At 29.9% G+C, this 25490-nt stretch carries 26 protein-coding genes; 15 read left to right on the top strand and 11 right to left on the bottom strand.

What is annotated here, in order from left to right:
- Position 1: 1 nt before the first annotated feature.
- Entirely contained in the window at positions 2-439 is a 438-nt protein-coding gene (locus tag Q361_RS05615) for a type I restriction enzyme HsdR N-terminal domain-containing protein (protein ID WP_103725740.1), read from the bottom strand.
- Positions 440-480: 41 nt separating this feature from the next.
- On the opposite strand from Q361_RS05615, the gene holA reads away from it, so the two are divergent.
- Positions 481-1485: a DNA polymerase III subunit delta gene (gene holA / locus Q361_RS05610; protein ID WP_103725739.1), complete on the top strand. Its 1005-nt coding sequence runs from the start codon at positions 481-483 to the stop codon at positions 1483-1485.
- 2 nt (positions 1486-1487) lie between these two features.
- Here the strand turns inward: holA and Q361_RS05605 are convergent, their stop codons facing one another.
- Positions 1488-1832, bottom strand: coding sequence for an arsenate reductase family protein (locus Q361_RS05605; protein ID WP_103725738.1), 345 nt, complete (start codon positions 1830-1832; stop codon positions 1488-1490).
- A 58-nt stretch (positions 1833-1890) separates the two neighbouring features.
- Between Q361_RS05605 and Q361_RS05600 the strand changes: the two genes are divergently transcribed.
- From Q361_RS05600 to Q361_RS05575, 6 genes are all read left to right on the top strand, one after another.
- A complete protein-coding gene (locus tag Q361_RS05600) occupies positions 1891-2808 on the top strand; it encodes a CPBP family intramembrane glutamic endopeptidase (protein WP_103725737.1) in 918 nt (305 codons plus the stop codon).
- Positions 2786-3838 carry an AMP-binding protein gene (locus tag Q361_RS05595; RefSeq protein ID WP_103725736.1) on the top strand — a complete coding sequence of 351 codons (1053 nt, stop codon included), beginning with the start codon at positions 2786-2788 and terminating at the stop codon, positions 3836-3838. Before Q361_RS05600 ends, Q361_RS05595 begins: the two co-directional genes overlap by 23 nt.
- A gap of 141 nt (positions 3839-3979) precedes the next feature.
- A complete protein-coding gene (locus Q361_RS05590; protein WP_103725735.1) occupies positions 3980-4858 on the top strand; it encodes a hypothetical protein in 879 nt (292 codons plus the stop codon).
- Entirely contained in the window at positions 4834-5721 is an 888-nt protein-coding gene (locus tag Q361_RS05585) for a glycosyltransferase (protein WP_103725734.1), read from the top strand. The genes Q361_RS05590 and Q361_RS05585 overlap by 25 nt, the downstream gene beginning before the upstream one ends.
- A 92-nt stretch (positions 5722-5813) precedes the next feature.
- Positions 5814-6968: a glycosyltransferase gene (locus Q361_RS05580; RefSeq protein ID WP_103725733.1), complete on the top strand. Its 1155-nt coding sequence runs from the start codon at positions 5814-5816 to the stop codon at positions 6966-6968.
- Between the two features lie 27 nt (positions 6969-6995).
- The gene (locus tag Q361_RS05575; RefSeq protein ID WP_103725732.1) at positions 6996-8207 is read left to right on the top strand and encodes a glycosyltransferase; all 1212 of its coding nucleotides are present in this window, start codon (positions 6996-6998) and stop codon (positions 8205-8207) included.
- Here the strand turns inward: Q361_RS05575 and Q361_RS05570 are convergent.
- From Q361_RS05570 to Q361_RS05560, 3 genes are read right to left on the bottom strand one after another with little or no spacing between them, the layout of a single operon-like run.
- Complete coding sequence (locus Q361_RS05570) at positions 8197-9150, bottom strand: hypothetical protein (RefSeq protein ID WP_103725731.1); 954 nt, start codon at positions 9148-9150, stop codon at positions 8197-8199. The two genes, Q361_RS05575 and Q361_RS05570, sit on opposite strands and share 11 nt — an antisense overlap.
- A 2-nt stretch (positions 9151-9152) precedes the next feature.
- Entirely contained in the window at positions 9153-10253 is a 1101-nt protein-coding gene (locus Q361_RS05565) for a glycosyltransferase (RefSeq protein WP_103725730.1), read from the bottom strand.
- 2 nt (positions 10254-10255) lie between these two features.
- On the bottom strand, positions 10256-11011 hold the full coding sequence (locus Q361_RS05560; RefSeq protein WP_103725729.1) for a glycosyltransferase family 2 protein: 756 nt from the start codon (positions 11009-11011) through the stop codon (positions 10256-10258).
- Between the two features lie 75 nt (positions 11012-11086).
- On the opposite strand from Q361_RS05560, the gene Q361_RS05555 reads away from it, so the two are divergent.
- Positions 11087-11812, top strand: coding sequence for a polysaccharide deacetylase family protein (locus Q361_RS05555; RefSeq protein ID WP_103725728.1), 726 nt, complete (start codon positions 11087-11089; stop codon positions 11810-11812).
- Between the two features lie 7 nt (positions 11813-11819).
- Here Q361_RS05555 and nhaA read toward each other — a convergent pair whose 3' ends face one another.
- The 5 genes from nhaA to rlmH all read right to left on the bottom strand — a co-directional run bounded on the left by nhaA (position 11820) and on the right by rlmH (position 17508).
- Positions 11820-12956: a Na+/H+ antiporter NhaA gene (gene nhaA / locus Q361_RS05550; RefSeq protein ID WP_103725879.1), complete on the bottom strand. Its 1137-nt coding sequence runs from the start codon at positions 12954-12956 to the stop codon at positions 11820-11822.
- 127 nt (positions 12957-13083) lie between these two features.
- Positions 13084-13794: a YebC/PmpR family DNA-binding transcriptional regulator gene (locus tag Q361_RS05545; RefSeq protein ID WP_103725727.1), complete on the bottom strand. Its 711-nt coding sequence runs from the start codon at positions 13792-13794 to the stop codon at positions 13084-13086.
- A gap of 80 nt (positions 13795-13874) precedes the next feature.
- Positions 13875-15890 (bottom strand): S41 family peptidase, encoded by a 2016-nt coding sequence (locus tag Q361_RS05540; protein WP_103725726.1) that lies wholly within the window; start codon positions 15888-15890, stop codon positions 13875-13877.
- Between the two features lie 4 nt (positions 15891-15894).
- A complete protein-coding gene (gene gcvT, locus Q361_RS05535; RefSeq protein ID WP_103725725.1) occupies positions 15895-16980 on the bottom strand; it encodes a glycine cleavage system aminomethyltransferase GcvT in 1086 nt (361 codons plus the stop codon).
- A gap of 54 nt (positions 16981-17034) precedes the next feature.
- On the bottom strand, positions 17035-17508 hold the full coding sequence (rlmH, locus tag Q361_RS05530; RefSeq protein ID WP_103725724.1) for a 23S rRNA (pseudouridine(1915)-N(3))-methyltransferase RlmH: 474 nt from the start codon (positions 17506-17508) through the stop codon (positions 17035-17037).
- 97 nt (positions 17509-17605) lie between these two features.
- On the opposite strand from rlmH, the gene Q361_RS05525 reads away from it, so the two are divergent.
- The 5 genes from Q361_RS05525 to Q361_RS13725 all read left to right on the top strand — a co-directional run bounded on the left by Q361_RS05525 (position 17606) and on the right by Q361_RS13725 (position 21733).
- On the top strand, positions 17606-18625 hold the full coding sequence (locus Q361_RS05525; RefSeq protein ID WP_103725878.1) for a quinone-dependent dihydroorotate dehydrogenase: 1020 nt from the start codon (positions 17606-17608) through the stop codon (positions 18623-18625).
- A 32-nt stretch (positions 18626-18657) separates the two neighbouring features.
- Complete coding sequence (locus Q361_RS05520; protein ID WP_103725723.1) at positions 18658-19524, top strand: hydroxymethylglutaryl-CoA lyase; 867 nt, start codon at positions 18658-18660, stop codon at positions 19522-19524.
- Between the two features lie 105 nt (positions 19525-19629).
- Positions 19630-21102 carry an IMP dehydrogenase gene (guaB, locus tag Q361_RS05515; RefSeq protein ID WP_103725722.1) on the top strand — a complete coding sequence of 491 codons (1473 nt, stop codon included), beginning with the start codon at positions 19630-19632 and terminating at the stop codon, positions 21100-21102.
- 15 nt (positions 21103-21117) lie between these two features.
- A complete protein-coding gene (locus Q361_RS05510; protein ID WP_103725721.1) occupies positions 21118-21534 on the top strand; it encodes a thiol-disulfide oxidoreductase DCC family protein in 417 nt (138 codons plus the stop codon).
- Positions 21535-21595: 61 nt separating this feature from the next.
- Positions 21596-21733, top strand: a complete 138-nt coding sequence (locus Q361_RS13725; RefSeq protein ID WP_169929275.1) for a hypothetical protein — start codon at positions 21596-21598, stop codon at positions 21731-21733.
- A gap of 68 nt (positions 21734-21801) precedes the next feature.
- Here the strand turns inward: Q361_RS13725 and Q361_RS05505 are convergent, their stop codons facing one another.
- Positions 21802-24444, bottom strand: coding sequence for a valine--tRNA ligase (locus Q361_RS05505; RefSeq protein ID WP_169929274.1), 2643 nt, complete (start codon positions 24442-24444; stop codon positions 21802-21804).
- A 258-nt stretch (positions 24445-24702) separates the two neighbouring features.
- Between Q361_RS05505 and Q361_RS05500 the strand changes: the two genes are divergently transcribed.
- The gene (locus Q361_RS05500) at positions 24703-25131 is read left to right on the top strand and encodes a DUF1573 domain-containing protein (RefSeq protein WP_103725720.1); all 429 of its coding nucleotides are present in this window, start codon (positions 24703-24705) and stop codon (positions 25129-25131) included.
- A gap of 81 nt (positions 25132-25212) precedes the next feature.
- On the top strand, positions 25213-25490 hold a 278-nt coding region (locus tag Q361_RS05495; RefSeq protein WP_146046981.1), incomplete at its 3' end, for a transposase.

Raw genomic sequence — 25490 nt, 5'->3', positions numbered from 1 at the left:
TTTAAATAGGTAAATCGTTTAAAAAAATATATTGTTGGTTCTCAAAATCCATTTTGCAAAAATAATGATTTATACCGTTGGTTACCATTAGAAAATCGGCTTTGAGTAGTAAATTGTATCGAGCTATTTGATGAAAAGTTTCTTGGGTTATTTTTACAGTAGGAGCTTTGCATTCTACAAGTAATTTTATTCCTCCATTGTTTTGAAAAACAACAATATCGTAACGTTTAATTAAATCGTTTATTTTAATGATTTTTTCTACATTAATTAAATTTTTTGATATTTTTTTATCTTCTGTAAGCCAATGTATAGTATGTTGTCTAACCCATTCTTCGGGGGTTAATAGAATATACTTTTTTCGTATTAGGTCGAAAATAGCGATTTTATTTTCACTATTTTTGAAGCGGAAAGTATAATCGGGAAAATTTAATTTTTGCATACAACAAAAATAAAAGATTTATATTTTGAAAGCCTAATGATATGGATGAAGTATTAAAAATAATTAACGATATAAAAGCAGGAATTATTAAACCTATTTATTTTTTAATGGGAGATGAGCCTTATTATATAGATAAACTTACAGAATATATAGAAAACAATATCCTTTTGGAGGAAGAAAAAGGCTTCAATCAAATGGTTATGTATGGTAGAGATACTACAATAGAAGAAGTAGTAGGTGCAGCCAAACGTTTCCCCATGATGGCAGAGAGACAAGTAGTAATTGTGAAGGAAGCTCAAGAACTTTCGCGTACTATTGATAAACTGGAACTATATGCCGAAAGCCCACAACCTACAACTGTTTTGGTATTTGCATACAAATACAAAACCCTAGATAAACGCAAAAAAATCACCAAAGTTTTAGAAAAAAATGGAGTTGTTTTTGAAAGCAAAAAAATGTATGAAAATCAAGTAGGCACTTGGCTCCAAAGGGTATTGCAAGGTAAAGGTTATACTATAGAACCCAAAGCGATTGCTATGTTTGTAGAATTTTTAGGTAACGATTTAACAAGAATAAGTAAAGAAATAGAAAAATTACAAATTATTTTACCCAAAGGAAGCACTATAACTCCCAAAGACATTGAAGTTAATATTGGTTTTAGCAAAGATTACAATAATTTTGAACTTCGAAAAGCTATTGGAGAGCGAAATGTAGCTCGTGCTTATAAAATTGCAATGCACTTTGCTCAAAATCCAAAAGACAATCCATTGGTAGTAACCACAGCTACTTTGTACAGTTTTTTTTCACAGTTATTGCAATTTCATGGACTTAAAGATAAATCTAGCGCAAACGTGGCTAAAGTTCTCAAAATAAATCCCTATTTTGTTAAAGAATATGAATTGGCTGTAAAAAATTATCCGATGAAAAAGGTAAGCCAAATTATAGCTTCTTTAAGACAACTCGATGTAAAAAGTAAAGGGGTTGGGGCAAATAATTTAAGCCAAGCAGATTTATTGAAAGAACTGTTGGCTCAAATTTTTAATTAGGTTTATAAATTTAATTCCTTTATTTTATCCAAAGGTCTGGCTACTACAGCTTTAGTATTTGTAATTACAATCGGTCGTTCTATAAGTATAGGGTTTTGTGTCATCGCTTCAATGATTTCATCGTCTGTTAGTACTTTATCTTTATAATTATCAATCCATACTTTTTCTTTAACACGCACTAAGTCAATAGGTTTGTAGTTTAATTTTTTTAGTATAGATTTTAATTCATTTACACTTGGCGGATTTTCTAAATAATAAACGGTTTCAAATAAAACATTGTGTTCTGTAAGATAAGCAATACAATCTCTTGATTTACCACATCTATTGTTATGAAATACTTGTATCATGCTATTTTATTTTTCTAATTAAAGCAAAAGTATTAATTTAGACGAAAAGAAAATACCTATGTTTATTGAAAAAGCCCGACTTAAAAAACCAAATTTTTTACCCTACATCATTCTTCCAATTTTATTTTTAGTATTTGTACTTATTAATTATGTATTTTCGGCAGGAGTAGATACAAATGCAATGATACAAACTTATATTACACAATTTGGTAAAACGCCTACTTTTGTTATGCTTATGTTTCCGTTGTGTGTAGGTTTTGTATTTATGATAGTATACATTCAGTTTTTGCAACAACTAGGTATAACCCGAGCTACTACTTCGCGCGATAAAATAGATTGGAAGCGAATATTTTTTTCGTTTTTTTTATGGAGTAGTTTTACAATAGTAACTACTGTATTGGCTTATTATTCTGAACCTAAAGAATTTATATTAAATTTTAGTTGGAATAAATTTTTGCCTTTTGCACTAATAGCATTAGTGTTAGTACCTATGCAAACTAGTTTTGAAGAATATTTATTTCGCTCACAAATTATGCAAGGTTTAGGTATTTTAAGCAAAACACGTTGGGTACCTTTTGTTGTATCATCTGTATTATTTGGTTTGATGCATATTGCCAACCCAGAAGTAGGAGAAATGGGATATTTTGTACTCATTTATTATATAGGAACAGGCTTTTTTTTAGGTATATTAACACTCATGGACGAAGGATTGGAATTGGCGCTTGGTTTTCATGCAGCTAATAATTTGGTTGGCGCTTTACTTGTTACAACAAATTGGTCTGCTTTACAAACAGAATCGGTATTTATAAGCAAAGCACTTCCTTCGGCATCTACAGATGTATTAATTCCTGTTTTTATTATTTTTCCAATATTATTAATACTATTTAGCAAAGTATATAAATGGAACAATTGGAAAGAAAAATTATTCGGAAAATTAGAAATAAGTTTAAATAATGATAACAATTCCCACTTTTAAAAATGTTCATAACCAGTTTCAATTGAATGGTTTTAATTTGAATAAAGACGATTTATGTCGTGTAGCCTATAGCTTTATTAAAGAAGGAGAAGATTTTGAAAAACCAATCGGAGATTTTTTATTGGATTGGTTTGACGATAAAGATTACATCGAGATGCAAACTTCGGGTTCTACAGGTACGCCCAAAACTATTAAAGTAGATAAACAAGCCATGGTACATTCGGCTTTAGCTACAGGAGATTATTTTGATTTAAAACCTGGAATGAAAGCTTTACAATGTTTACCTGTAAAATATGTTGCAGGAAAAATGATGTTAATACGTTCTATTATTTTAGGATTGGATTTGGACTACGTAGAGCCAAGTTCACACCCCATGCAACATACAGATGCAACCTACGATTTTGTTGCGATGGTTCCGTTGCAAGCACAAAATTCTATTGTCGAAATGACAAGAATTAAAAAACTTATAGTAGGTGGGGCGCGTATAAGCAAAGATTTAGAATTGGAACTTTTAAAAGTTCCTACACAAGTCTATGAAACCTACGGAATGACCGAAACCATTACCCATATCGCCGCAAAAAGAATAGGAGAGAAGGCTTTTACAATACTCCCTCACATTAGTATAAAACAAGATGATAGAGGCTGTTTGGTTATTCATGCTCCAAAAATTATTCAAGAAAATGAAATAATAACCAACGATTTGGTTGAAATTGTTAATGAAAACAGTTTCTTGTTTTTAGGAAGATTGGATAATATTATTAATAGTGGCGGCGTAAAAATTATGCCAGAGCAGGTCGAAAAAAAACTTGATGGAAAATTAGACAGAAGGTTTTTTATTGCATCTCAAGAAGATCATGATTTGGGCGAAAAAATAATTTTGGTTGTAGAAGGCGAGCCATTTGAAGTAGCCGATACTACGTTTGAACTTTTAGATAAATATGAAAAGCCTAAAGAAATTTATTTTATAGAAAAATTTGTAGAATCAGAAAACGGCAAAATACTTAGAAAACAAAATTTAGATTTGGTTTAAAATATAATTATAACTTACTTTTTCTATTTTAATAAGTAGAATTAAGATTTATATTAGAAGTATATTTGTTATATTTCATAATATTATTCTAAATAATATTCGCTCTTTTTTATATTTTTGAAAAAAATAATTTAAAAGTATATGATTCCAAAAATCAAGGTAGGATTGTTAATATCTTATGACTTCAATTTAATTTTTAATGCTCTTCCTCGTATATATGATTATGTAGATGAGATTTATTTGTCTTATGATAAAAATTTTCTAACATGGTCTGGCAAAAAAATATCAATTCCTGAAGATTTTTTTGGTAAAATAAAGGAATATGATAGATTAAAAAAAATTAAATATCATATCGATAATTTTTATATTGATGTTGAAAATCCTATCATTAATGATACCATACAAAGAAATTTATTAAAAAAAGAAATGGGGTATACTGATTGGTGTATTCAAATTGATGTAGATGAGTATTTCATAAATTTTTCTCTCGTTAGAGATTTTTTATTAAAGAATAGTTTTTTGATTAAATATACAGACAAAAAGATTAATATTAGAGGTAAATGGGTTACATTATTTAAAAAATTAGAAAATGGTTACTTATTTATTGATAATGACGAAAGTTTTAGTTTTGTAAATAATGCACGAGAATACAATTATGCAAGAAACATTGATGGAAAACAGTTTCAAACCAATTTCTATGCTATCCATCAGTCATGGGCTAGAGAAGAATCAGAAGTTGCTCTTAAAATTTCCAATTGGGGACATAAGAATGATTTCGACACAGAGTCTTTTTTTAATTTTTGGAAAAATGTTAATTCATCAAACTATATGAATTTTAAAAATTTTCATCCTGTTTATCCTCAAGAATGGGAAAAGTTAGAATTTATAGAGTGTAACTCAATTGATGAATTTGAAGTAAAGTACAAAAAAAAATACAGTGAAAAACTATTAAACCAAACTAAGCTTCCTTCAAAATATTATTTTAAGTATTTATTATGTCTTCTAAAATTTTGGAAATAGATAGCTTTTACAGTAAATTAGCAATTATTATATTAAATTATAATTCTAGTAATTATGTAATTAATCAATTAAATAGTTTATCTTCCGAAGGTGTTTCTAAAGATTGTTTCTATGTTGTAGATAATCAATCTATTGATAATAAAATTTTAATTAACTTTTGTAATACTAATAATTTTTGCTTTATTCAAAATAAAATTAATGGGGGTTATGCTAATGGAAATAATTTAGCAATCAAGAAAGCAATAGATGACAATAAAAGTTATTTTTTACTTTTAAATCCTGATATAGAAATATCAAAGTACACTATATCTGTATTATTAGAAACAATATGCAATAATCCAAATATAGGTGTTATTGGTCCAAGAATACTTGATAAGTTTGAAAGTAATATCATTTATTCCGATGGAGGGTTGTTATTTCCAGAAAAAGGATTTGAAGGAGATCATGTTCATTGCTATAAAAAAACAGAAGAAATCCCTTCATTTGGTATAAATTTCAATATTGATTATGTAAATGGAAGTGCTATTTTATTTTCTTTACCTGCATTACAGTTTAATGGATTTATGAGAGAAGACTTTTTTATGTATTATGAAGAATCAGAATGGTGTTATCGTTTAAAACTTAAATCACAGTTTAAGTTAGCTATAAATACTGATGTAGTTGCTTATCATGAAATGAGTGATAAAGGGAAATTTTATCAGTATTATATGACTAGAAATCAAATATGGATGACAAGATTATATAATGGAAACAGTCTATTTCTTATTAGGTATAACTGGAAAATTATTAGAAAATCTATTAAAAAATTTCAATTTAATATATTAAAAGCAGTATACAATGGTTGGTTTGCGAAAATTAATTAGATTGATATAAAATAAATAATAACAAATGATTTACACATAATTCTAATTATAAGAGAGTAGAAATTATTGTTTTTTCTGCCAAAACAAACCCAATGAAAAGGATATTGTACTTTTACCCTGAAAATCCGTTAGGAAACAACCAAGGTAATAATTCTAGAGCTTTAAGTTTATTAAAATTTTTTAAGAATAAAGGTTACTCTTTAGATTTTATTGGAGAAAGCACAGAAAATTTCCAGCAAAAAGATATTGAATTACTTATACAAAAAGGACTTGTAAATAAAGGATATCTTTTCCCTCGATTTAAAAAAAGCAAAAACCAATTGAGTTATTTTTTTAAGTATTATTTGCCTAATAAAATTTTTAATAAACCTGAAAAACTTAATGAAGTAAAACCTGGAGTTCAATCTTTTTTTAACGCTATAGTTTCAAAAAATAAGTACGATATTATTTTAATTTCGTATGCATCTTGGGCTAGTTTAGTAATTGATAATAAATACATTAATCGTTCACAAACAATCTTAATTAATGATACACATGATTTTTTAACATCTCAATATCAAAATTATAAAGATTTTGAACTTGGTAATTATTTTAGAAATGAGATAAAAAACTTAAAATACTTCGATTACATTTTAACCATTTCCGTTGAAGAAAAATACTTGTTTTCTCAATTTATTCCAGAGAATAATGTAAAATTAGTTCCGCATGGATTACCAGCACAACATAATACAGACGTTAATAAACACTGTGATTTTGATATTCTTTATGTTGCAAGTAATAATTCGCATAATGTGCAAGGTGCGCATTGGTTTTTTACAAATGTATTTCCAAAGATTAATCAAAATATAAAAATTTTAGTTATCGGTAAAATTGTAAATCATCTAGAAGTAGAAGCTTCCAATATTACCAAAATTGAAAGAGTAGAAGATTTATCTCAATATTATCAAAACTCAAAAATTACAATATGTCCAATGTTTTCTGGAACAGGTTTAAAAATTAAAGTTATAGAATCATTATCTTTTGGTTTACCCATTGTATGTACAGAAAAAGGAGTAGACGGATTAATAAATAAATCCAACAATGGATGTTTGGTTACAAATGATTCAGATACTTTTGCAAAAAGTATAACTCAGTTGATTACAAATGAAGATATATATAGAAAATATCAGTTAGAGAGTATAGAATTTTTCAATAAAAACTATTCATTAGATACTGTTTACAATAACTTAAAAATAATCTTACAATAAGAATTGTAAATTATTATTTGATTGCTCATGAAAAAAATAAAACAAAAAATAAAAAATTATTTTTTATATCTAAAATTAAAAAAGCGAAAGGTAGATTATACCTTTGAAAATATTCAAGAAAATAGTCTATTAATTATAGACGATAAGTTACCAGAGTACGATAAAGACTCAGGTTCTAGAAGATTAGACATCATAATTGATATTCTTTTAGAAAAAGGAATTCAGGTGTTTTTAATGGCAGACAAAAAAGAATATAAATACAATACAGAATATTGTGAGTATTACAGGTCTAAAGGTGTTCAAGTATATTATCCAAGTATTTATCAATCTAAGTTATTAACTAGAGAGATGTTTTTGTCTGTAGTATTATCCAAATGCAAAACAGTTTGGTTACATAGACCTTTAATATTTCACAAAAATTATTCAACTATAAGAAAAATTAATAGCAAAGCTTTACTTATCTATGATATGGTAGATTTTCATTATTTGAGAATGAAACGAGAAGCTCAACTCAAAAACGACTCTAAATTAGATACATTAGCTCAAAATTTTTTAAAAATAGAATTAGAAAATTGTTCGAATGCAGATGTAATTTTAGCCATATCAAAAGAAGACAAGTCAAATTTATTAAGCTATTATCCAAATGATTCTAAAATTGAAATCGTAGGGAATATCCATCAATTTATTAACCAAAATACAAATTACTTGAAATTTCAAGATCGAAAGAATTTGTTATTTGTAGGCGGTTTTGATCATTTACCAAATAGAGATGCCGTTGTTTTTTTAAAATCGGAAATTATGCCTTTAGTATGGCAATCAATACCTAATCTAGAGGTAAATATTGTTGGTAGTAATGCTACAGATGAAATATTAAGTTTACAATCGGATAGATTTAATATAATAGGCTATGTAAAAGATTTATCAGAATATTATAATTCTCATAGATTGTTTATTGCACCTTTAAGATTTGGTGCAGGAGTAAAAGGTAAAATAGGTCAAAGTTTAGAGTACGGACTTCCGATTGTAACAACTGATATTGGTGCTGAAGGATACGATTTTGGCGTTTTTTATGATAATTGTATTGCAAATGATCCAAAAGATTTTTCAGAAAAAATAGTAAAATTGTATCAAGATGAAAATCTCTGGAATAATTTAACGAGTTACTCCGAGCAAGTTTTGTCGCCTTTTTCTTATGAGGCAACTTCAAATACAATTTATAAAATAGTTTCTAAAGCTTAAAAACTTTACTATTCCAATTTGATATAGTAAATTCATGGTAAACTTTATCGTCTAGTGGAATGTATGGTTTTTCTAGAAAGGATTTGATACTATTTATATTGTTTTTATCAATAACCAAAAAATTGTTAGCATTATAAAAAGGGTATTTGACAACAGATTTATTGGAAGTTATTACTTTTTTATTCATAGCAATAGCTTCAAAAATTCTGAAACTTAATCCATTTTGATTATCTCTAATTAGATCTAGAAATACATTTGCATCTTCTAGTTTTGAAATTATTCCATCAAAATATAAATTCTCGTTTGTACACTCAATTTTATGATGAACTTTTTTACTTTTAGGATTTCCTACACCGATAAATTCTGTATCTATTTTCTCTTTAAAACAATAATCAGCTATTAAATTCCATAGTTCTATTCTCTCATCAATAGAAGCTATCATGAATATTTTATTTTTTGTAATTATATTTTCAGCAAATGGTTTTTTATTCATATAAATATAATTGCTCAAAAAATTGATGTTATATTTTGCAGCATCATCTCGATCAAAAGTAAAAATATCATCAAATAACCCATTAAGTAAGTTTTTGATAGGAAATCTATTTGAACTATCGTACAAATAGGCAATATATCTATTAGTATATTGTTTTATATGTAAATGAGTATTTTTACTAATTCTATCGGGTCTAATTACTAAAATGGCGTCTTGCTTACCTATATTTTTTAACTGATTAAGAATATATTGTTCAGTTTTTATTTTTTTTAAATTTTTTTGTGTAATTGTTTTTAAAAAGAAATTGTAAACTTTTTCAAAAAATGATGAATATTTATAATAATATTTAGAAAAATCAATATGATTACATTCAAATCCTTTTTTTTGAAGATCTTGTACTATATAATTATCAAATCCAAAATAATCAAAACTTATAACTGTAATTTTCATGTCTAATTGTTTAATACTTCTTCAAGTTCATGTAACATGGCATTTGCAATTATTTCCTTTGTGAAATTTTGTAATAAATGTTGGTAGCCATTTGTTACTAGTTTATCACGCAATGTTTTATCCTTTAACAGTTGTAAGGTTTTCATTGAAAATTCATTAAAATTTTCGGGTTCACACAATAAGCCTGTTTCATTTTCTACAATTACTTCTGGAACACCACCTGCTCGACAAGCCACTACCGGAACATGAGATGCATAAGCTTCAAGTAACACACCTCCTGTAGGCTCTAATTTTGAAGGAAATAAAAAAACATCAAATTCTGGAAAAATGTTAGGGACATCATTTCTAAAACCAAGAAATATAAAATAGGGATCTAAGTTTTTCTTCGTTACCATAGCTTTTATTTCATTTTCCAATTCGCCTATACCAATAAGTATAAATCGTACGTTTGTAATTTCTTTTACAATAAGCTCTGCTGCATTTACTAATGTTTTATGGTCTTTAAAAGGAACAAAAGCAGCAATATTACCTATTAAGAGTGTGTCTTCTGGCAGATTTAATTCTCTATGTAATATTCCTGTTTTTTCTTTTTTATGAAACTCTTCCAAATCAGTTGCACTACCTACTATACTCAGTCGGTTTTTATCATTTATTGCACTTTGGAGTTTATCGATTACAGCTTGAGAAACGCATACAATTTTTTTGATTCCTTTGTAATTATATTTCCATTTTCTAAAATAACTTGTATCAACTTTTTTTATTAAAGTTCTAAAGTATACCATAGGTGTTTTCCATCCAAACAGTAAAGAAGATAATACACACATAGTTTGAGCTTTACTATTGTGTATTAAAATAATATCGATATTTTCTTTTTTGATAATTGTATAAATTAGTTTTAACCATTTAATGCTATAAACGGATTTAAAGGGTAAACTATAAACAGAACAGTTTTTATTTGTTTTTGCTATTTCAAATAATTTTGTATCGGGTACACAAAGTAGTACTTGAGGATTATCTTGTTTGGAAAACTCATTAATGTAGTAAACAATTTGTTGCTCATGACCTCTCCAAACATTTGAGGCCGTTATATGTAAAACTCTCATATTTAATCTATTTTTCTATATCGCATCCAAAGTTGTAAATAGCGTTTAAACACCGAAAACGAGTGTATATAAGCTAAGATAAAACCTTCTTTGCCATCTAAAATTCCTAATCTAAAAAAATACTGCCATAAAAAACGATAAGATGGTCTAATAAAAAAATGATAAAAATTGGGCTTTATGCCTTTTTCATACAAATGCTCTGCTTGTAGTTTGCTGTATAAATTTAATTTATCATTATAATTATCAAAACTTTTGTAACTAAAATGATCTAACGCATTTTTTAGTTCGCCAACACTACCAGTTGTTACCACAGATTCGTGTACAAGCCCTTGATAGTGACAAAAATTTTTATTAAAAACACGTATCGCTTTATCGCTTTGCCAACCTCCAAATTTTATTATTTTACCCATAAAATAATAATGTCTTTTAATAAGAAAGGCAGCCTTATTGTTTGTAGTTTCATTAATTCTTTGTACTATTTCTTTTTTAAGATTAGAATTTATAATTTCATCTAAATCAAAGAATAACACCCAGTCATTTGAAGCTTTAGTTATAGCAAAATTACGTTGTGAAGAAAAATCTTGAAACTCATTTTGATACACTTTTACGCCCAAAGATTCTGCCAAAGCCACAGTATTATCAGAGCTATAGGAGTCTACAAATATAATTTCGTCTGCAAATGATAAATTTTCAACATATCGCTTTACATGTGCTTCTTCATTGTAAGTTATGGCAAGAGCGGTAATTTTTAAACTCAAAATAAGCAGTCTTAATTAGTATATATATCAGCAAAAATAATAATTTTACACTTATTATTTGTTAATATTTCAGAAATGGCAAAATTACCTGTTTTAATGTATCACAACTTTACTTTAGATGTTACTAAAAGTAATGGATTGACTATTTCTGCCGAAAAATTTGAGCGACAATTAAACTATTTAACAAAAAACAACTATCAATTTTTATGGAGTTCAGATTTAGAATCACTCCAAAAAATATGTAGAAAAAGTGTGGTAATTACCTTTGATGATGTTACTCAAAATCAAATGGATATTGCTTTGCCTTTGTTGAAAAAATACCAAGCAAAAGCAACATTTTTTGTTCCATTTGCCTATTTAGGAGCAACAGATTTATGGAATAAAGGTAAAGATTATCAGAATCAAAAAATAATGACAGCCGAGCAATTACAATCACTAGATGCAAATCTTATTCAGTTAGCGCATCATTCGTACCAACATTGTAAATACTCGGAAATGAGTGAACAAGAAATACATGATGATTTTGAAAATGCTAGTAAAGTAATTCTACATCATAATATAAACATTTTTCCAGCATTGGCTTATCCTTACGGTAATTATCCAAAAAAAGATACTCATGCCAAATCAATATTTTTTAAAACACTCGAAAAACAAGGTATAAAGATTGCTTTTAGAATAGGAAATAGACTGAATGAAACTCCGAAAAATACAAGTCAGTATGAATGGCAAAGAATAGATGTAAAAGGAGAATTTTCTTTACTAAAATTCAAATGGTTGCTCAAGTTTGGTAAACTTTTTTAAAGTTTTTTTACTTTTTAGATAAAGATATCGTACAAAAAATATAGCCTAAAACTCCTGCAATTGCACTAGCCAATAGAATAGCAATTTTCGAATTGTTAATCCATTGTTCTTCTGAAAAAGCAAGTAAGGTTACAAATATAGACATGGTGAAACCTATACCAGCCAAAAAACCTACAGATATAATATGTTTCCAACAAATATCTTCGGGAATTTGAGCAAATTTTAACAAAACGCCCAATTTACTAAATACAAAAACGCCTAGAGGTTTCCCAAGTACCAAACCTAGAATAATACCCAAACTATTATGGTTTACAAATGGCATACTAATATTAGTAGAAAGTATAATTGCAGTATTTGCCAATGCAAAAAGAGGCAAAATCACAAAAGCTACAGGTTTGTGTAATGCGTGTTGTAACTTATAAGAAATAGAGTTTTCACTTCCGTTTTCAAAAGGAATGGCAAATGCTACTAAAACGCCTGTTATTGTTGCATGAACTCCAGAATAAAGCATAAAGTACCACATAAAACATCCTAATATTAAATAGGGTAGTAGCTTATAAATTTTTAACCTATTCATGATAAGCATTAAAATAAATATACCCAAAGCAATAAATAAATGGAGTATAGAGATAGTTTTGGTGTAGAATAGGGCAATAATTAAAATAGCTCCCAAATCGTCTATAACAGCTAATGCCGTTAGAAAAATTTTTAATGATATTGGTACTTTGTTTCCTAATAGCGATAGTATGCCTATAGCAAAAGCAATATCGGTAGCCATGGGTATTCCTGCTCCATTTTGAGTATTTGTACCGATATTAAAAAATAAAAATATACTTGCTGGCACAATCATTCCTCCAAGGGCAGCAAAGGCTGGTAAGGCAGCATTTTTTATGTTGGATAGTTCGCCTATATAAATTTCACGTTCGAGTTCTAACCCAATTAGTAAGAAAAATATTGTCATTAAACCATCATTAATCCAATGGGTTAAAGAATGATGATTTATAGAAGTATCCCATATAGCAATGTAATTTGTTCCAAATGATGAATTGGCTAAAACAAGAGATAATAGGGTAACAAAAACCAAGACTATGCCACCAGCTTTTTCACTTTCAAAAAAATCGGTAAATAATTTGGTAGTTTTTATCATTTTTTAAAATTTCATTACGAGAAATACAAAGATACAATAAAGTTTTATATTGGTTTTTTTAACTAAAAAATCCGTTTTGAATTGCAAAACGGATTAGTAATTTTTGAATGTAAATAAAGTAGACTTACTCTTGCATTGTATGATAAACGTTCATTACGTCGTCATCTTCTTCTATTTTTTCTAATAGTTTTTCTACATCGGCTACTTGTTCTGGAGCAAGCTCTTTGGTTACTTGCGGAATTCTATCAAAGCCAGACGAAAGAATTTCTATATTTTGGTTTTCCAATTGTTTTTGAATGGCTCCAAAACTTTCAAAAGGGGCATACATTACAATGCCGTCTTCGTCTGCAAAAATTTCTTCAACACCAAAGTCAATCATTTCCAATTCTAGTTCTTCTATATCTTGCCCTGTGTTTGGAATTCTAAAATTACAAGTATGATCGAACATAAATTCTACCGAGCCTTGAGTACCTAGTGTTCCATTACACTTATTAAAATAACTTCGAATGTTTGCAACGGTTCTATTATTATTATCTGTAGCCGTTTCAATAAGAATAGCTATTCCGTGTGGAGCATAGCCTTCAAAAAGAACTTCTTTGTAATTTGCAGTATCTTTGTCTGATGCTTTTTTAATGGCACGTTCTACATTTTCCTTAGGCATATTGGCTGCTTTGGCATTTTGTATTACGGCTCTTAGTCGGGCGTTTGTTTCTGGACTTGGCCCGCCTTCTTTTACAGCTATTACAATATCTTTTCCTATTCGGGTAAATGTTTTGGCCATAGCAGACCAACGCTTCATTTTTCGTGCTTTTCTAAATTCAAACGCTCTTCCCATTTCTATATGGTTTTTGTGTTAATTTGTTGTTTTAGTTGGCAAAAATAATGCTTTATTTTTTTTTGACAATTATTTTCATTTTATTCTTGCATACTTTGTAAAACTTCAAGGGCTTCTTGCAAGTAAATAGATTGTTTTGCTGCTTTTGAGTTATCTTCAAAAACGCTTTTTAAAAAAGGATTTTTCTTGATTTTGGTTTTATCTTTTTGTGTGTAAGCAACTTCAACTAGGTATTCTTTTTTAGTTAGATTTTCTATTTTTTTCCAAAGTAAATTTGTGTCATGCGTTTGTTGCATTACGTTGTTTATTTCTACAGCTACAGGTGGAAATGAGTTGTTGTACAATGCTTCTAGTTGTTGAGCAATATCGGTAATCTCTTTTATAGCAGGGTTGTTGGCTATTCTATATTGACTTTTTTCAAGTATAGTATTGTAATTATTTATGGTATATGGCGTGTATTTTATTTTTTTTGAAATTTCATCATTTAGAATAGCTGTTTTATTCGATTTTTCTCGAGGTATTTGGCTATCAAATAAATACGGTAGGTTTATATCGGGTTGAATACCTGTATATTGATTTGTTTTTTTGGTTACTCTATAAAACTCATCTCCTGTTATCTTAACAAAGTTTTGAGATTCTTCATCAATAGGTAAAATGCTTTGCATAGTAGCTTTTCCATAAGAATTACACCCTAATACAATGCCTCGTTTATAGTCTTGTATCGCATTTACAAAAAATTCGCTAGCAGAAGCCGTAAAACCATTAATAAGTACCACTAAATTTCCTGTATAGCCCATACCAGGATATTCATCTTTTACAATTTCAACATCTTTATTTCTATTTTGTACAGCAGCTATTGCTCCTTTATCTATAAATATTTCTACCAAATGTAGGGTTTCATTCATCGCACCACCACCGTTGTCTTGCAAATCAATAACGAGCCCTGCAATATTTTCTTTTTCTAGTTTTACTAATTCAGATAACACATCATCAGATGTATTTGTTGTTCCGTTTTCTTGAGCAGAATAAAAACTCGGAATTTTTATATAGCCGTACTTTTTAGCATTGTAGGGTAGAATTAGGCTATATACAGCATTGTTGTAATCTCGTAAAATTTCTTTTTGTAAAGTAACGGTATAGCTTTCTCCTGATTTTTTTCTGAAAGTAAAATCTGCGTTTTTGTATTCAAACGAGAGCAGTATTTCTTCAATAATTGTTCTGTTGGAACATGTTGAATTGTATTCTTTATCTTTTACGTTAATTTTTACCAATAAATCACCTGATGTAATTTTTTTGGTATTGTAGGCATTACTACCTGTTATTACTTCATCTACTATAATCTCATTTTTTTCATCAATAGATACTATAATTCCAAAAGAAAGATTGTCTGAACTAACACTCGATAAAAAATCAGATTTTGAAGTTTGTGTAAAAAAATCTGTATGCGGATCAAAATAACTACAAAACGTAGATACAAAAAGTTGTTCAAACGATGAATAATCTAGTTTAATATTTGCGTATTGGCATTCGTAAGCGTCAAATATTTTTTCAATTGCTTTTTTAGATAAACTTTCAAAATTTTGTATGATAGAATCTTTATTGGTACTCGTTTCGGCAATTTCTTGAAGAATTTCGTACGAAATTACCTTTTTTGTAGCGTTGTATAGTTTATCTTGACTTTGTAAAAAAGGAAAAGATTTTTTTGAAAAATAAATAGTATCAGTACCTTTCCAATTAAATTGTTCGTACTTTAAGTTGGTAATAATTTCTTTTTTACGGGCAATTGCTGTTGTGTAATAATTATAAAAAGAATCCAAAAAGTTACAATCTTGTTTTACAATAGCGTTGTCTAGTTCAAACTTATATTTTTCTAAAAAGTCTATTTCAGGCTTTAAAAAAATACGATGGTCTTCGTCTAGTTTATCCAAAAAGGTTTCAAAAACATAAACCGATAAACTATCGTCTACCGGCTTAGGTTTATAATGATTGTTTTGAATAATTATATTTACTTTTTGTAAAAGTTGGCAGGTTTCAACGTGGCTTTGAGCCTTTGAAAAGTAACTTATAAAACAAAAAAGAAACAGATATTTTTTCAATAGTTTATGCTTTTTTGTAAAATGGCATTTTTACTACCTTGGCAGCCACATTATTATTTCTAATTTTGATATAAATAGGAGTATCTATTGCTGCAAATTCTGTTTTTACATACCCCATTCCAATTCCTTTACCCAAAGATGGCGCCATAGTACCCGATGTAACTATGCCTATAGCGTTTCCGTTTTCATCTACAATTTCATAGTCGTGTCTAGGAATTCCTCTTTCGGTAAGTTCAAATCCTACTAGTTTTCTAGAAACACCTTCTTCTTTTTGTTTTTTCAGGTTTTCAGCATTGATAAAGTCTTTAGAAAATTTAGTAATCCAGCCTAAACCTGCTTCAATAGGCGATGTGATGTCGTTTATATCATTACCATAAAGGCAAAAGCCCATTTCTAAACGTAGTGTATCACGAGCAGCAAGACCAATAGGTTTTATACCAAAAGGTGCGCCAGCTTCAAATACTTTGTTCCAAAGTTGTTCTACTTCGGTGTTTTTACAATAAATTTCAAATCCGCCACTACCTGTGTAACCAGTTGCAGAGATAATAACGTGTTCTATACCTGCAAATGGACCTACTACAAAATGATAATATTTTATGCCAGCTAAGTCTACTGTTGTTAAACTTTGCATAGCTTCTATTGCTTTTGGACCTTGAATAGCAAGTAGTGAATAATCGTCTGAAAGGTTTTTCATTTCTACCCCAAATTCATTATGCGATGAAATCCAATTCCAATCTTTTTCAATATTAGACGCATTTACCACCAACAAATATTGATTTTCTTTGATTCTGTATACAATTAAATCATCTACAATACCGCCTTCGTTGTTAGGTAAACACGAATATTGTGCTTTTCCGATCTCTAAGGTAGAAGCATCATTGGAAGTAACTTTTTGTATAAGTGCAAGCGCATGATCACCAGTTAGTAAAAATTCGCCCATATGAGAAACATCAAAAACACCTACACCATTGCGCACAGTTTCATGTTCTATTGTAACACCTTCATATTGTACAGGCATATTGTATCCTGCAAAAGGAACCATTTTTGCTCCTAATTTTTCATGTACAGAATGTAAAGTAATATTTTTCATTAACTAAATTTGTTTGAGTTGCTAAAGTACTATTTTTTTGTATTCTAAAATATATTATTGGTGATGATAAGGCTCATTTTTTATAATTGTGAATGCCCTATAAATTTGTTCGGTTATAAATAGACGTATCATTTGGTGAGAAAAAGTCATGGCAGACAACGAAATTTTACCTTGAGCTTTTTCGTAAACCGATTTACTAAATCCATAAGGTCCACCAATTACAAATACAAGAGTCTTAATTCCAGTATTCATTTTTTTTTGTAAAAAATCTGCAAAGTCTATGCTTGAAAACGATTTTCCGTTTTCATCTAATAGTATTACGAAATCGGTATTTGTAATTTTTGATAAAATAAGTTCTCCTTCTTTTTCTTTTTGCTGTAGCTCTGATAAGTTTTTAGCATTTTTAATATCGGCAATAATTTCGAAATCAAATTTTATGTAATGCGATAATCGTTTTTTATAATCGTCTATAAGTTCTTGCAAACATTTATTATCTGTTTTTCCTATAGCGAGTAGTTTGATATTCATGCTATTTTTTAGGCAAAAGTACAAATCTATTTTATTTAATGATTCTCAAAACAAACGCATTTTATTACTTTTGTATGCACAACACAACACTCAACTCATGTATAAATTTATTATTAGACCCTTACTGTTTGGGTTTGATCCAGAAAAAGTGCATCATTTTACTTTTTCATTTTTAAAAAAAATCTTCAAAATTCCATTCGTTGCCACTAGTATTAGCTCTTTTTATGGTATAAAAAACAAAAAACTCGAAACAGAAGTTTTCGGAATAAAGTTTCCCAATAGAGTAGGGCTAGCAGCAGGTTTTGATAAAGACGCAAAATTGTATAACGAACTCTCACACTTTGGTTTTGGGTTTATAGAAATAGGAACATTAACGCCAAAACCTCAAGAAGGTAATCCTAAAAAAAGACTTTTTAGATTAAAACAAGATAAAGCCATTATAAATAGAATGGGTTTTAATAACGAAGGTGTTGAACAAGCTGTAAATCGATTAAAAAAAAATAAAAATATAATAATAGGCGGTAACATTGGTAAAAATAAAATTACTACAAATGAAAATGCCGTACACGACTATTTGTACTGTTTTGAAAAATTGTATGATGTAGTAGATTATTTTGTAGTGAATGTGAGTTCTCCAAATACTCCAAATCTTAGAGAACTTCAAGAAAAAGAACCACTTACAAAGCTCTTAAATAAATTGCAAATTGAGAACATAAAAAAACAACGCCCAAAACCTATACTGCTTAAAATAGCTCCCGATTTAACAAATACACAATTGTTAGATATTATAGAAATTGTAAACGATACAAAAATTGCAGGCGTAATTGCGACCAATACAACACTTTCTAGAACCGATTTACAATCTAAAAACAAAGTAGAACAAGGCGGATTGTCTGGAAAACCATTAACACAACGTTCAACAGAAGTAATTCGATTTTTAGTAGAAAACAGTAATAAATCATTTCCAATTATTGGTGTTGGAGGTATACATTCACCACAAGATGCTTTAGAAAAACTGCAAGCAGGAGCTTCTTTAGTACAACTTTATACAGGTTTTATTTACGAAGGCCCAAAATTGATTAAGGAAATAAATAAAGCTATTCTTAAAAAATCTTAGTATATTAGCCACACAAACAAACTCATTTTTTAGTGAATACTACGGTCAAAATTATCGAATGTCCGAGAGATGCTATGCAAGGTATCAAAGCATTTATACCTACAGAGCGCAAGGTAGATTATATACAAGCTTTACTAAGAGTTGGTTTTGATACTATTGATTTTGGAAGTTTTGTTTCGCCTAAGGCTATACCACAAATGCAAGACACTGCAGAAGTATTATCTAAACTTGATTTGTCCAAAACGCAAAGCAAACTTTTAGCTATAATTGCCAATACACAAGGAGCACAATTGGCATCTACACACAATGAAATACGTTATTTAGGTTTCCCTTTTTCTATTTCTGAAAATTTTCAAATGAGAAACACACACAAAACTATTGCCGAAAGCATGGTTACATTGGAAGAAATTTTAGAAATAGCTTATCAAACAAATAAAGAAGTAGTTACTTATATTTCTATGGGATTTGGTAACCCTTACGGCGACCCTTGGAATGTAGATATTGTAGGCGAATGGACAGAAAAATTGGCACAAAAAGGGGTAAAAATACTTTCACTTTCCGATACCATAGGTAGTTCTACACCAAAAGTAATAGATTATTTATTTTCGCATTTAATTCCGAAATACCCAACTGTAGAGTTTGGAGCTCATTTGCATACGACTCCCGATAAATGGCATGAAAAAGTAGACGCTGCCTACAAAGCAGGATGTAGAAGATTTGATGGAGCTATTCAAGGTTTTGGAGGCTGCCCTATGGCAAAAGATGATTTAACAGGTAATATGCCTACCGAAAAAATGTTGTCGTACTTTACACAACAAAAAGCCAGTACAAATACTAGCCCAATGAGTTTTGAAAGTGCCTATAATGTAGCATCACGTTTGTTTGGCGAGTTTCATTAATAAATTTAAAACATTGATGTTTTTTAATTTTAAAAAGGCATTAGAATTTAGTAATTACTTTTAGTATATTTGCGTGCAATTTAACAACTACAACTAAATTGCAACATGAAAGCACACCAATCAAAAATTATTGGAGAAGGTCTCACATACGATGACGTACTATTAATTCCCAATTATTCTGAAGTTTTACCTAGAGAAGTAAACATTCAATCTCGATTTTCTAGAAACATTACACTAAATGTACCTATAGTTTCTGCAGCTATGGATACTGTTACCGAGAGTTCTATGGCAATTGCTATGGCTCAAGAAGGCGGAATAGGAGTATTGCATAAAAATATGTCTATAGAAAAGCAAGCTGCCGAAGTACGAAAAGTAAAACGTGCAGAGAGCGGTATGATTCTAGATCCTGTAACACTTATGCTTACAGCCACAGTAGGTGATGCTAAACAGGCTATGAAAGAGTTTAGTATAGGAGGTATTCCTGTTGTAGATAGCAATAACATATTAAAAGGAATAATAACCAATAGAGATTTACGTTTCGAAAAAGATAATTCAAGAAATATAGTAGAGGTAATGACTTCCGAAGGACTTATTACAGCACCACAAGGCACTACGCTTCAACAAGCCGAAGGAATACTTCAAGAAAACAAAATTGAAAAATTACCCGTTGTAAATTCAGATTATGAATTAATAGGATTAATAACTTTTAGAGATATTACAAAACTTACACAAAAGCCTATTGCTAATAAAGATAGTTATGGTAGACTTCGTGTAGCTGCCGCAATAGGAGTTACCGCAGATGCAGTAAGTAGAGCACAAGCGCTTGTAAATGCAGGTGTAGATGCTATTGTTATTGATACAGCTCATGGGCATACACAAGGCGTTGTTAATGTTTTAAAAGATATTAAATCGCAATTTCCAAAACTTGATGTAGTAGTAGGTAATATTGCTACACCAGAAGCAGCACTTTATTTGGTTAATAATGGAGCCGATGCAGTAAAAGTAGGTATAGGCCCAGGTTCTATTTGTACAACAAGAGTAGTTGCGGGTGTAGGTTTTCCACAATTTTCGGCTGTTTTGGAAGTGGCTTCGGCTTTGCAAAATACGGGTGTTCCTGTTATAGCTGACGGAGGTATACGCTATACAGGCGATATTCCAAAGGCTATTGCAGCAGGTGCCGATTGTGTTATGCTTGGTTCACTTTTGGCAGGTACAAAAGAATCGCCAGGCGAAACTATTATTTTTGAAGGACGAAAATTCAAATCGTATAGAGGTATGGGGTCTGTAGAAGCTATGCAAGAAGGTTCTAAAGATCGTTATTTTCAAGATGTTGAAGACGACGTAAAAAAACTAGTTCCCGAAGGTATTGTTGGCCGTGTACCGTATAAAGGAGAACTTAACGAAAGTATGCAACAGTTTATTGGCGGACTTCGTGCAGGTATGGGGTATTGTGGGGCTAAAGATATTAACACTCTACAAACCCATAGTAAATTTGTGCGTATTACAGCAAGTGGAATAGGAGAGAGCCATCCGCATAACGTTACTATTACAAAAGAAGCTCCAAATTATTCTCGATAATTTTTATATATACAGATGATAGATTTTGATACTTCGAAACAAATAATTCTTTTTGATGGTGTTTGTAATTTATGCGACAAATCTGTACAGTATATTATTAAAAATGATAAAAAAAATGTGTTTCGTTTTGTAGCACAACAATCTCATTTAGGACAAGAATTGATAAAATATTTAGGAATAAATTCAAAAAACACAGATTCTATAATATTGTATATTCCTAAAAAAGCATACTATATTCAATACGATGCGGTGTTATTTATAGCCAAAGAATTACGTTCTTTTTATTATTTGTTATGGCTAGGCAGTTTTTTTCCTACTTTTATAAAAAATGGTATTTACAATAGTATTGCTAAAAATAGGTACAAATGGTTTGGTAAAAAAGAAACATGTATGATTCCAAGTACTGATACAAAAAGTAAATTTCTAGAATGATAATTATCATTTTTAGTACATTAAACAAATCTTAATTTTGTGATAATCAAAACAAAATATTATGACACAATTATCTATTTTACCGCTTTATTCTTGGGAACAAGGTTCTTTTATAATGATTGGAGTTTTCTCTCTAGTTTGCTTAGGTCTTGTGGGAGCTATTTTTTTAATGATGGGTTCTAGTAAAAAGAAAAAATAATCGAAATAAATTTCTATTTAAATTGTTAGATTAAAAAATCCCGAGCTAAGCTCGGGATTTTTTCGTTTTTATTGTAAACTAGCTAAACTTTGTTCAAGTGTAGTAATTTTTGCCAAAGCATCGGCTTCTTTTTTACGCTCGTTATCAATAACTTGTTGCGGAGCACCATTTACAAACTTTTCATTTTGAAGTTTACTTTGTACAGATTTTAAAAACCCTTGCGTATACTTTAGTTCTTCAGTAAGTTTTGCTATTTCGGCATCAAGATCGATAGAACCCGAAATGGGAATGAAATACTCATTCGATTTTACTCTAAAAGATAAAGCTCCATTTACTTTTTCTGACACATATTCTAAATCAACAATGTTACCAAACTTCATAAGAACACTATCAAAATAGGTAGAAGTTTTTTCGTGGTTTATTACTTTTAATGTAATAGTTTCTTTAAAAGAAATATTTTTTTCTTTACGAATAGTACGAATACCAGAAATTATTTCGGTTACAAAATCAAAATCTGTTATCAGTGATTCATCAAATGTTTTAATTTCTGGCCAAGAAGCAATAATTAAAGCGTCTTCTGAAGTTCGTTGTGCAATATGGTGCCAAATTTCTTCGGTTAAAAAAGGCATAAATGGATGCAATAATTTCAAATTCGCTTCGAGCATTTCTATAGCTTTGTCAAAGGTAGCTTTGTCTATAGGTTGCTGGTAAGCAGGTTTTATCATCTCTAAAAACCATGAACAGAAATCGTCCCAAACCAATTTGTATATAGCCATTAAAGCATCAGAAATGCGATATTTACTAAAATTATCTTCAATTTCTACTAATGTTTTTTGCAATTTTGCTTCATACCATTCAATAGCAACTTTTGCTGATTCGGGTTGCGCACTATTTGCTACTTCCCAACCTTTTATCAAACGGAAAGCATTCCATATTTTATTGGCAAAACTTTTTCCTTGATTGCATAGTTCTTCATCAAACAATATATCATTTCCGGCCGAAGAGCTTAACAACAAACCAACACGCACTCCATCTGCTCCATATTTTTCTATTAAGCCTAGTGGTTCTGGAGAATTGCCCAAAGATTTAGACATTTTTCTACCTTGTTTATCGCGTACCAAACCTGTTAAATAAACATTGGTAAATGGTTTTTGATTTGCATATTCATAGCCTGCAAATATCATTCGAGCTACCCAAAAGAACAAAATATCTGGCCCTGTAACCAAATCATTGGTTGGATAGTAGTATTTATATTCTTCATTTTCTGGATTCATAATGCCACCAAAAACAGATATAGGCCACAACCAAGATGAGAACCAAGTATCTAGAGCATCTGGATCTTGCTTTAAATGCTCAATAGTAAGTTGTTCATTTTGTGTTCTTTGTTTGGCTAATTTTAATGCTTGTTCGGGTGTTTCTGCTACAACAAAATCTTCTTTTCCATCGCCATAATAATAAGCAGGTATTTGTTGCCCCCACCAAAGCTGACGAGAAATATTCCAATCGCGAATATTTTCCAACCAATGGCGATAGGTATTATTAAAACGAGATGGGTACAATTTTATTTCTTCGGTTTCCAAAACCGCTTTTATCGCTGGTTTTACCAACTCATCCATTTTTAAAAACCATTGGTCTGAAAGTCTAGGTTCTATTACAGCTTTGGTTCTTTCGGAAGTACCTACATTGTTGGTGTAATTTTCTACTTTTTCTAAAAGTCCTTTTTCTTGAAGCTCAACTTCTATTTCTTTTCTTACTACAAATCGGTCTTTACCTTGATAATGTAATCCATAGCTATTTAAAGTAGCATCTTCATTAAAAATATCGATTACTTCTAGGTCAAATTTGTCGCCAATGTTTTTATCATTAATATCGTGTGCAGGCGTAACTTTTAAACTACCTGTACCAAATTCAATATCAATATAATCATCAAATACTGCGGGTACTAATCTATTTGCAATAGGCACAATTAATTTTTTTCCTTGCAAATGTGCATAACGTTCATCTTCTGGATGAAAACATACAGCAGTATCTCCAAAAATAGTTTCGGGGCGTGTTGTAGCAACTACAACGTATTCTGAAGTTGCATTACCTTGTAAATCTGCGATAAAATATTTTAAAAAATAAAGTTTACCTTGTCTTTCTTCATAAATTACTTCTTCGTCCGAAAGTGTTGTTTTTGCTTCTGGATCCCAATTTACCATGCGGTAACCTCTGTATATATATTCTTTATTGTATAAATCTACAAAAGAGCGAATTACAGAAGCCGACATATCTTCGTCCATGGTAAATTTGGTTCTGTTCCAATCGCATGAACAACCTAATTGTTTAAGTTGCTCTAGTATGGTTCCGCCATATTTTTCGGTCCAATCAAAAGCGTGTTTTAAAAATTCTTCTCGCGATAAATCAGATTTTTCTATGCCTTCCGATTTAAGCTTAGCTACTACTTTTGCTTCGGTAGCAATAGAGGCATGGTCGGTACCAGGAACCCAACAGGCATTAAAACCTTTAAGTCTAGCACGTCTTATCAATACATCTTGAATGGTATTGTTAAGCATATGCCCCATGTGTAATACACCTGTAACATTTGGTGGAGGGATTACAATAGTATATGGAGTTCTATGGTCTGGAGTAGAATGAAAATAATTATTTTTCATCCAGTAATCATACCATTTTTTTTCTACTAATTTGGCATCGTATTGTGCGGGTATCATATAAAATATAAGTTTTAAAATTGAAAAGTAAAATCTACAAGCAAAAGTAGATTTATGTTAAAATAGCAAAGAATATACAGGACAGACTCGATCTGCTAGATAATTAGAAAAAATCATTTTTTGTTGTAAATATCTTTGGTACATTTTTTGTAAATTGATTTGCAAAAGTACTTAATTGGTGCTTTTATAAAAAATTAAGAGTAAATTTTTGTTTATATTTTTAAACTAATTATTTTTACGAAACCAAAACTTAACAAAATGAAAAAAATAATTCTTTTTTGTATTTTATTATCTGGTGTTGCTTTTGCTCAAAATAGCCCAAAAATTGAATTTAAAGCCAAAGATAATACTATAGATTATGGCAATGTATATAAAGATGAAGATTCTGGAATAAGAGTTTTTGAGTTTACCAATACAGGAGATGCTCCACTCATTATAAAAGATGTTCGTTCTACTTGTGGTTGTACTGTGCCTAGTAAACCTTCAAATCCAATTTTACCAGGTAAATCAGATAAGATAGAGGTTAAGTATAACATGAACCCAGGACCAATACGCAAAACCATTACGGTAGAAACTAATGCCGTAAATGTAGAAGAGGGCAGGGTATCGTTAAGCATTAAAGGTGAAGTTTTAGTACGACCTACTACTAGTCCTTTAGAAAAAAAGAAAACTAATCCAATGCAATAAAAAAACGCTACAAAATGGAGCGTTTTTTTTATTGCATTGGATTGTCCCGTCCTAAAATAGCGATACACAAAAAGTATCCTTATGGAAAATCAAGAAGCAATCCGCTACGTAAAGCGCACACAAAAAGACTATACGATGTCTTTTAAACTACAAGTTGTTCAAGAAATAGAGCAAGGTAGCGTTTCAACTTATGAAGTTTGTCGTAAGTATGGCATTCAATCCCGTTCTACTGTTGTGGGTTGGCTTCGAAAATTTGGTAACTTTGATTGGGAAAATCAAACACCATCCAATATGCCAAAATCTCCAGAGCAGAAAATAATGGAACTAGAAGCCAAAGTAAGACTTCTAGAAAAGCAAAA

Origin of the sequence: Flavobacterium croceum DSM 17960, from assembly GCF_002917885.1 — a bacterium.
GTDB lineage: Bacteria > Bacteroidota > Bacteroidia > Flavobacteriales > Flavobacteriaceae > Flavobacterium > Flavobacterium croceum.
The sequence above is the reverse complement of the archived record's forward strand: the minus strand, read 5'-3'. Positions and strand labels throughout refer to the sequence as shown.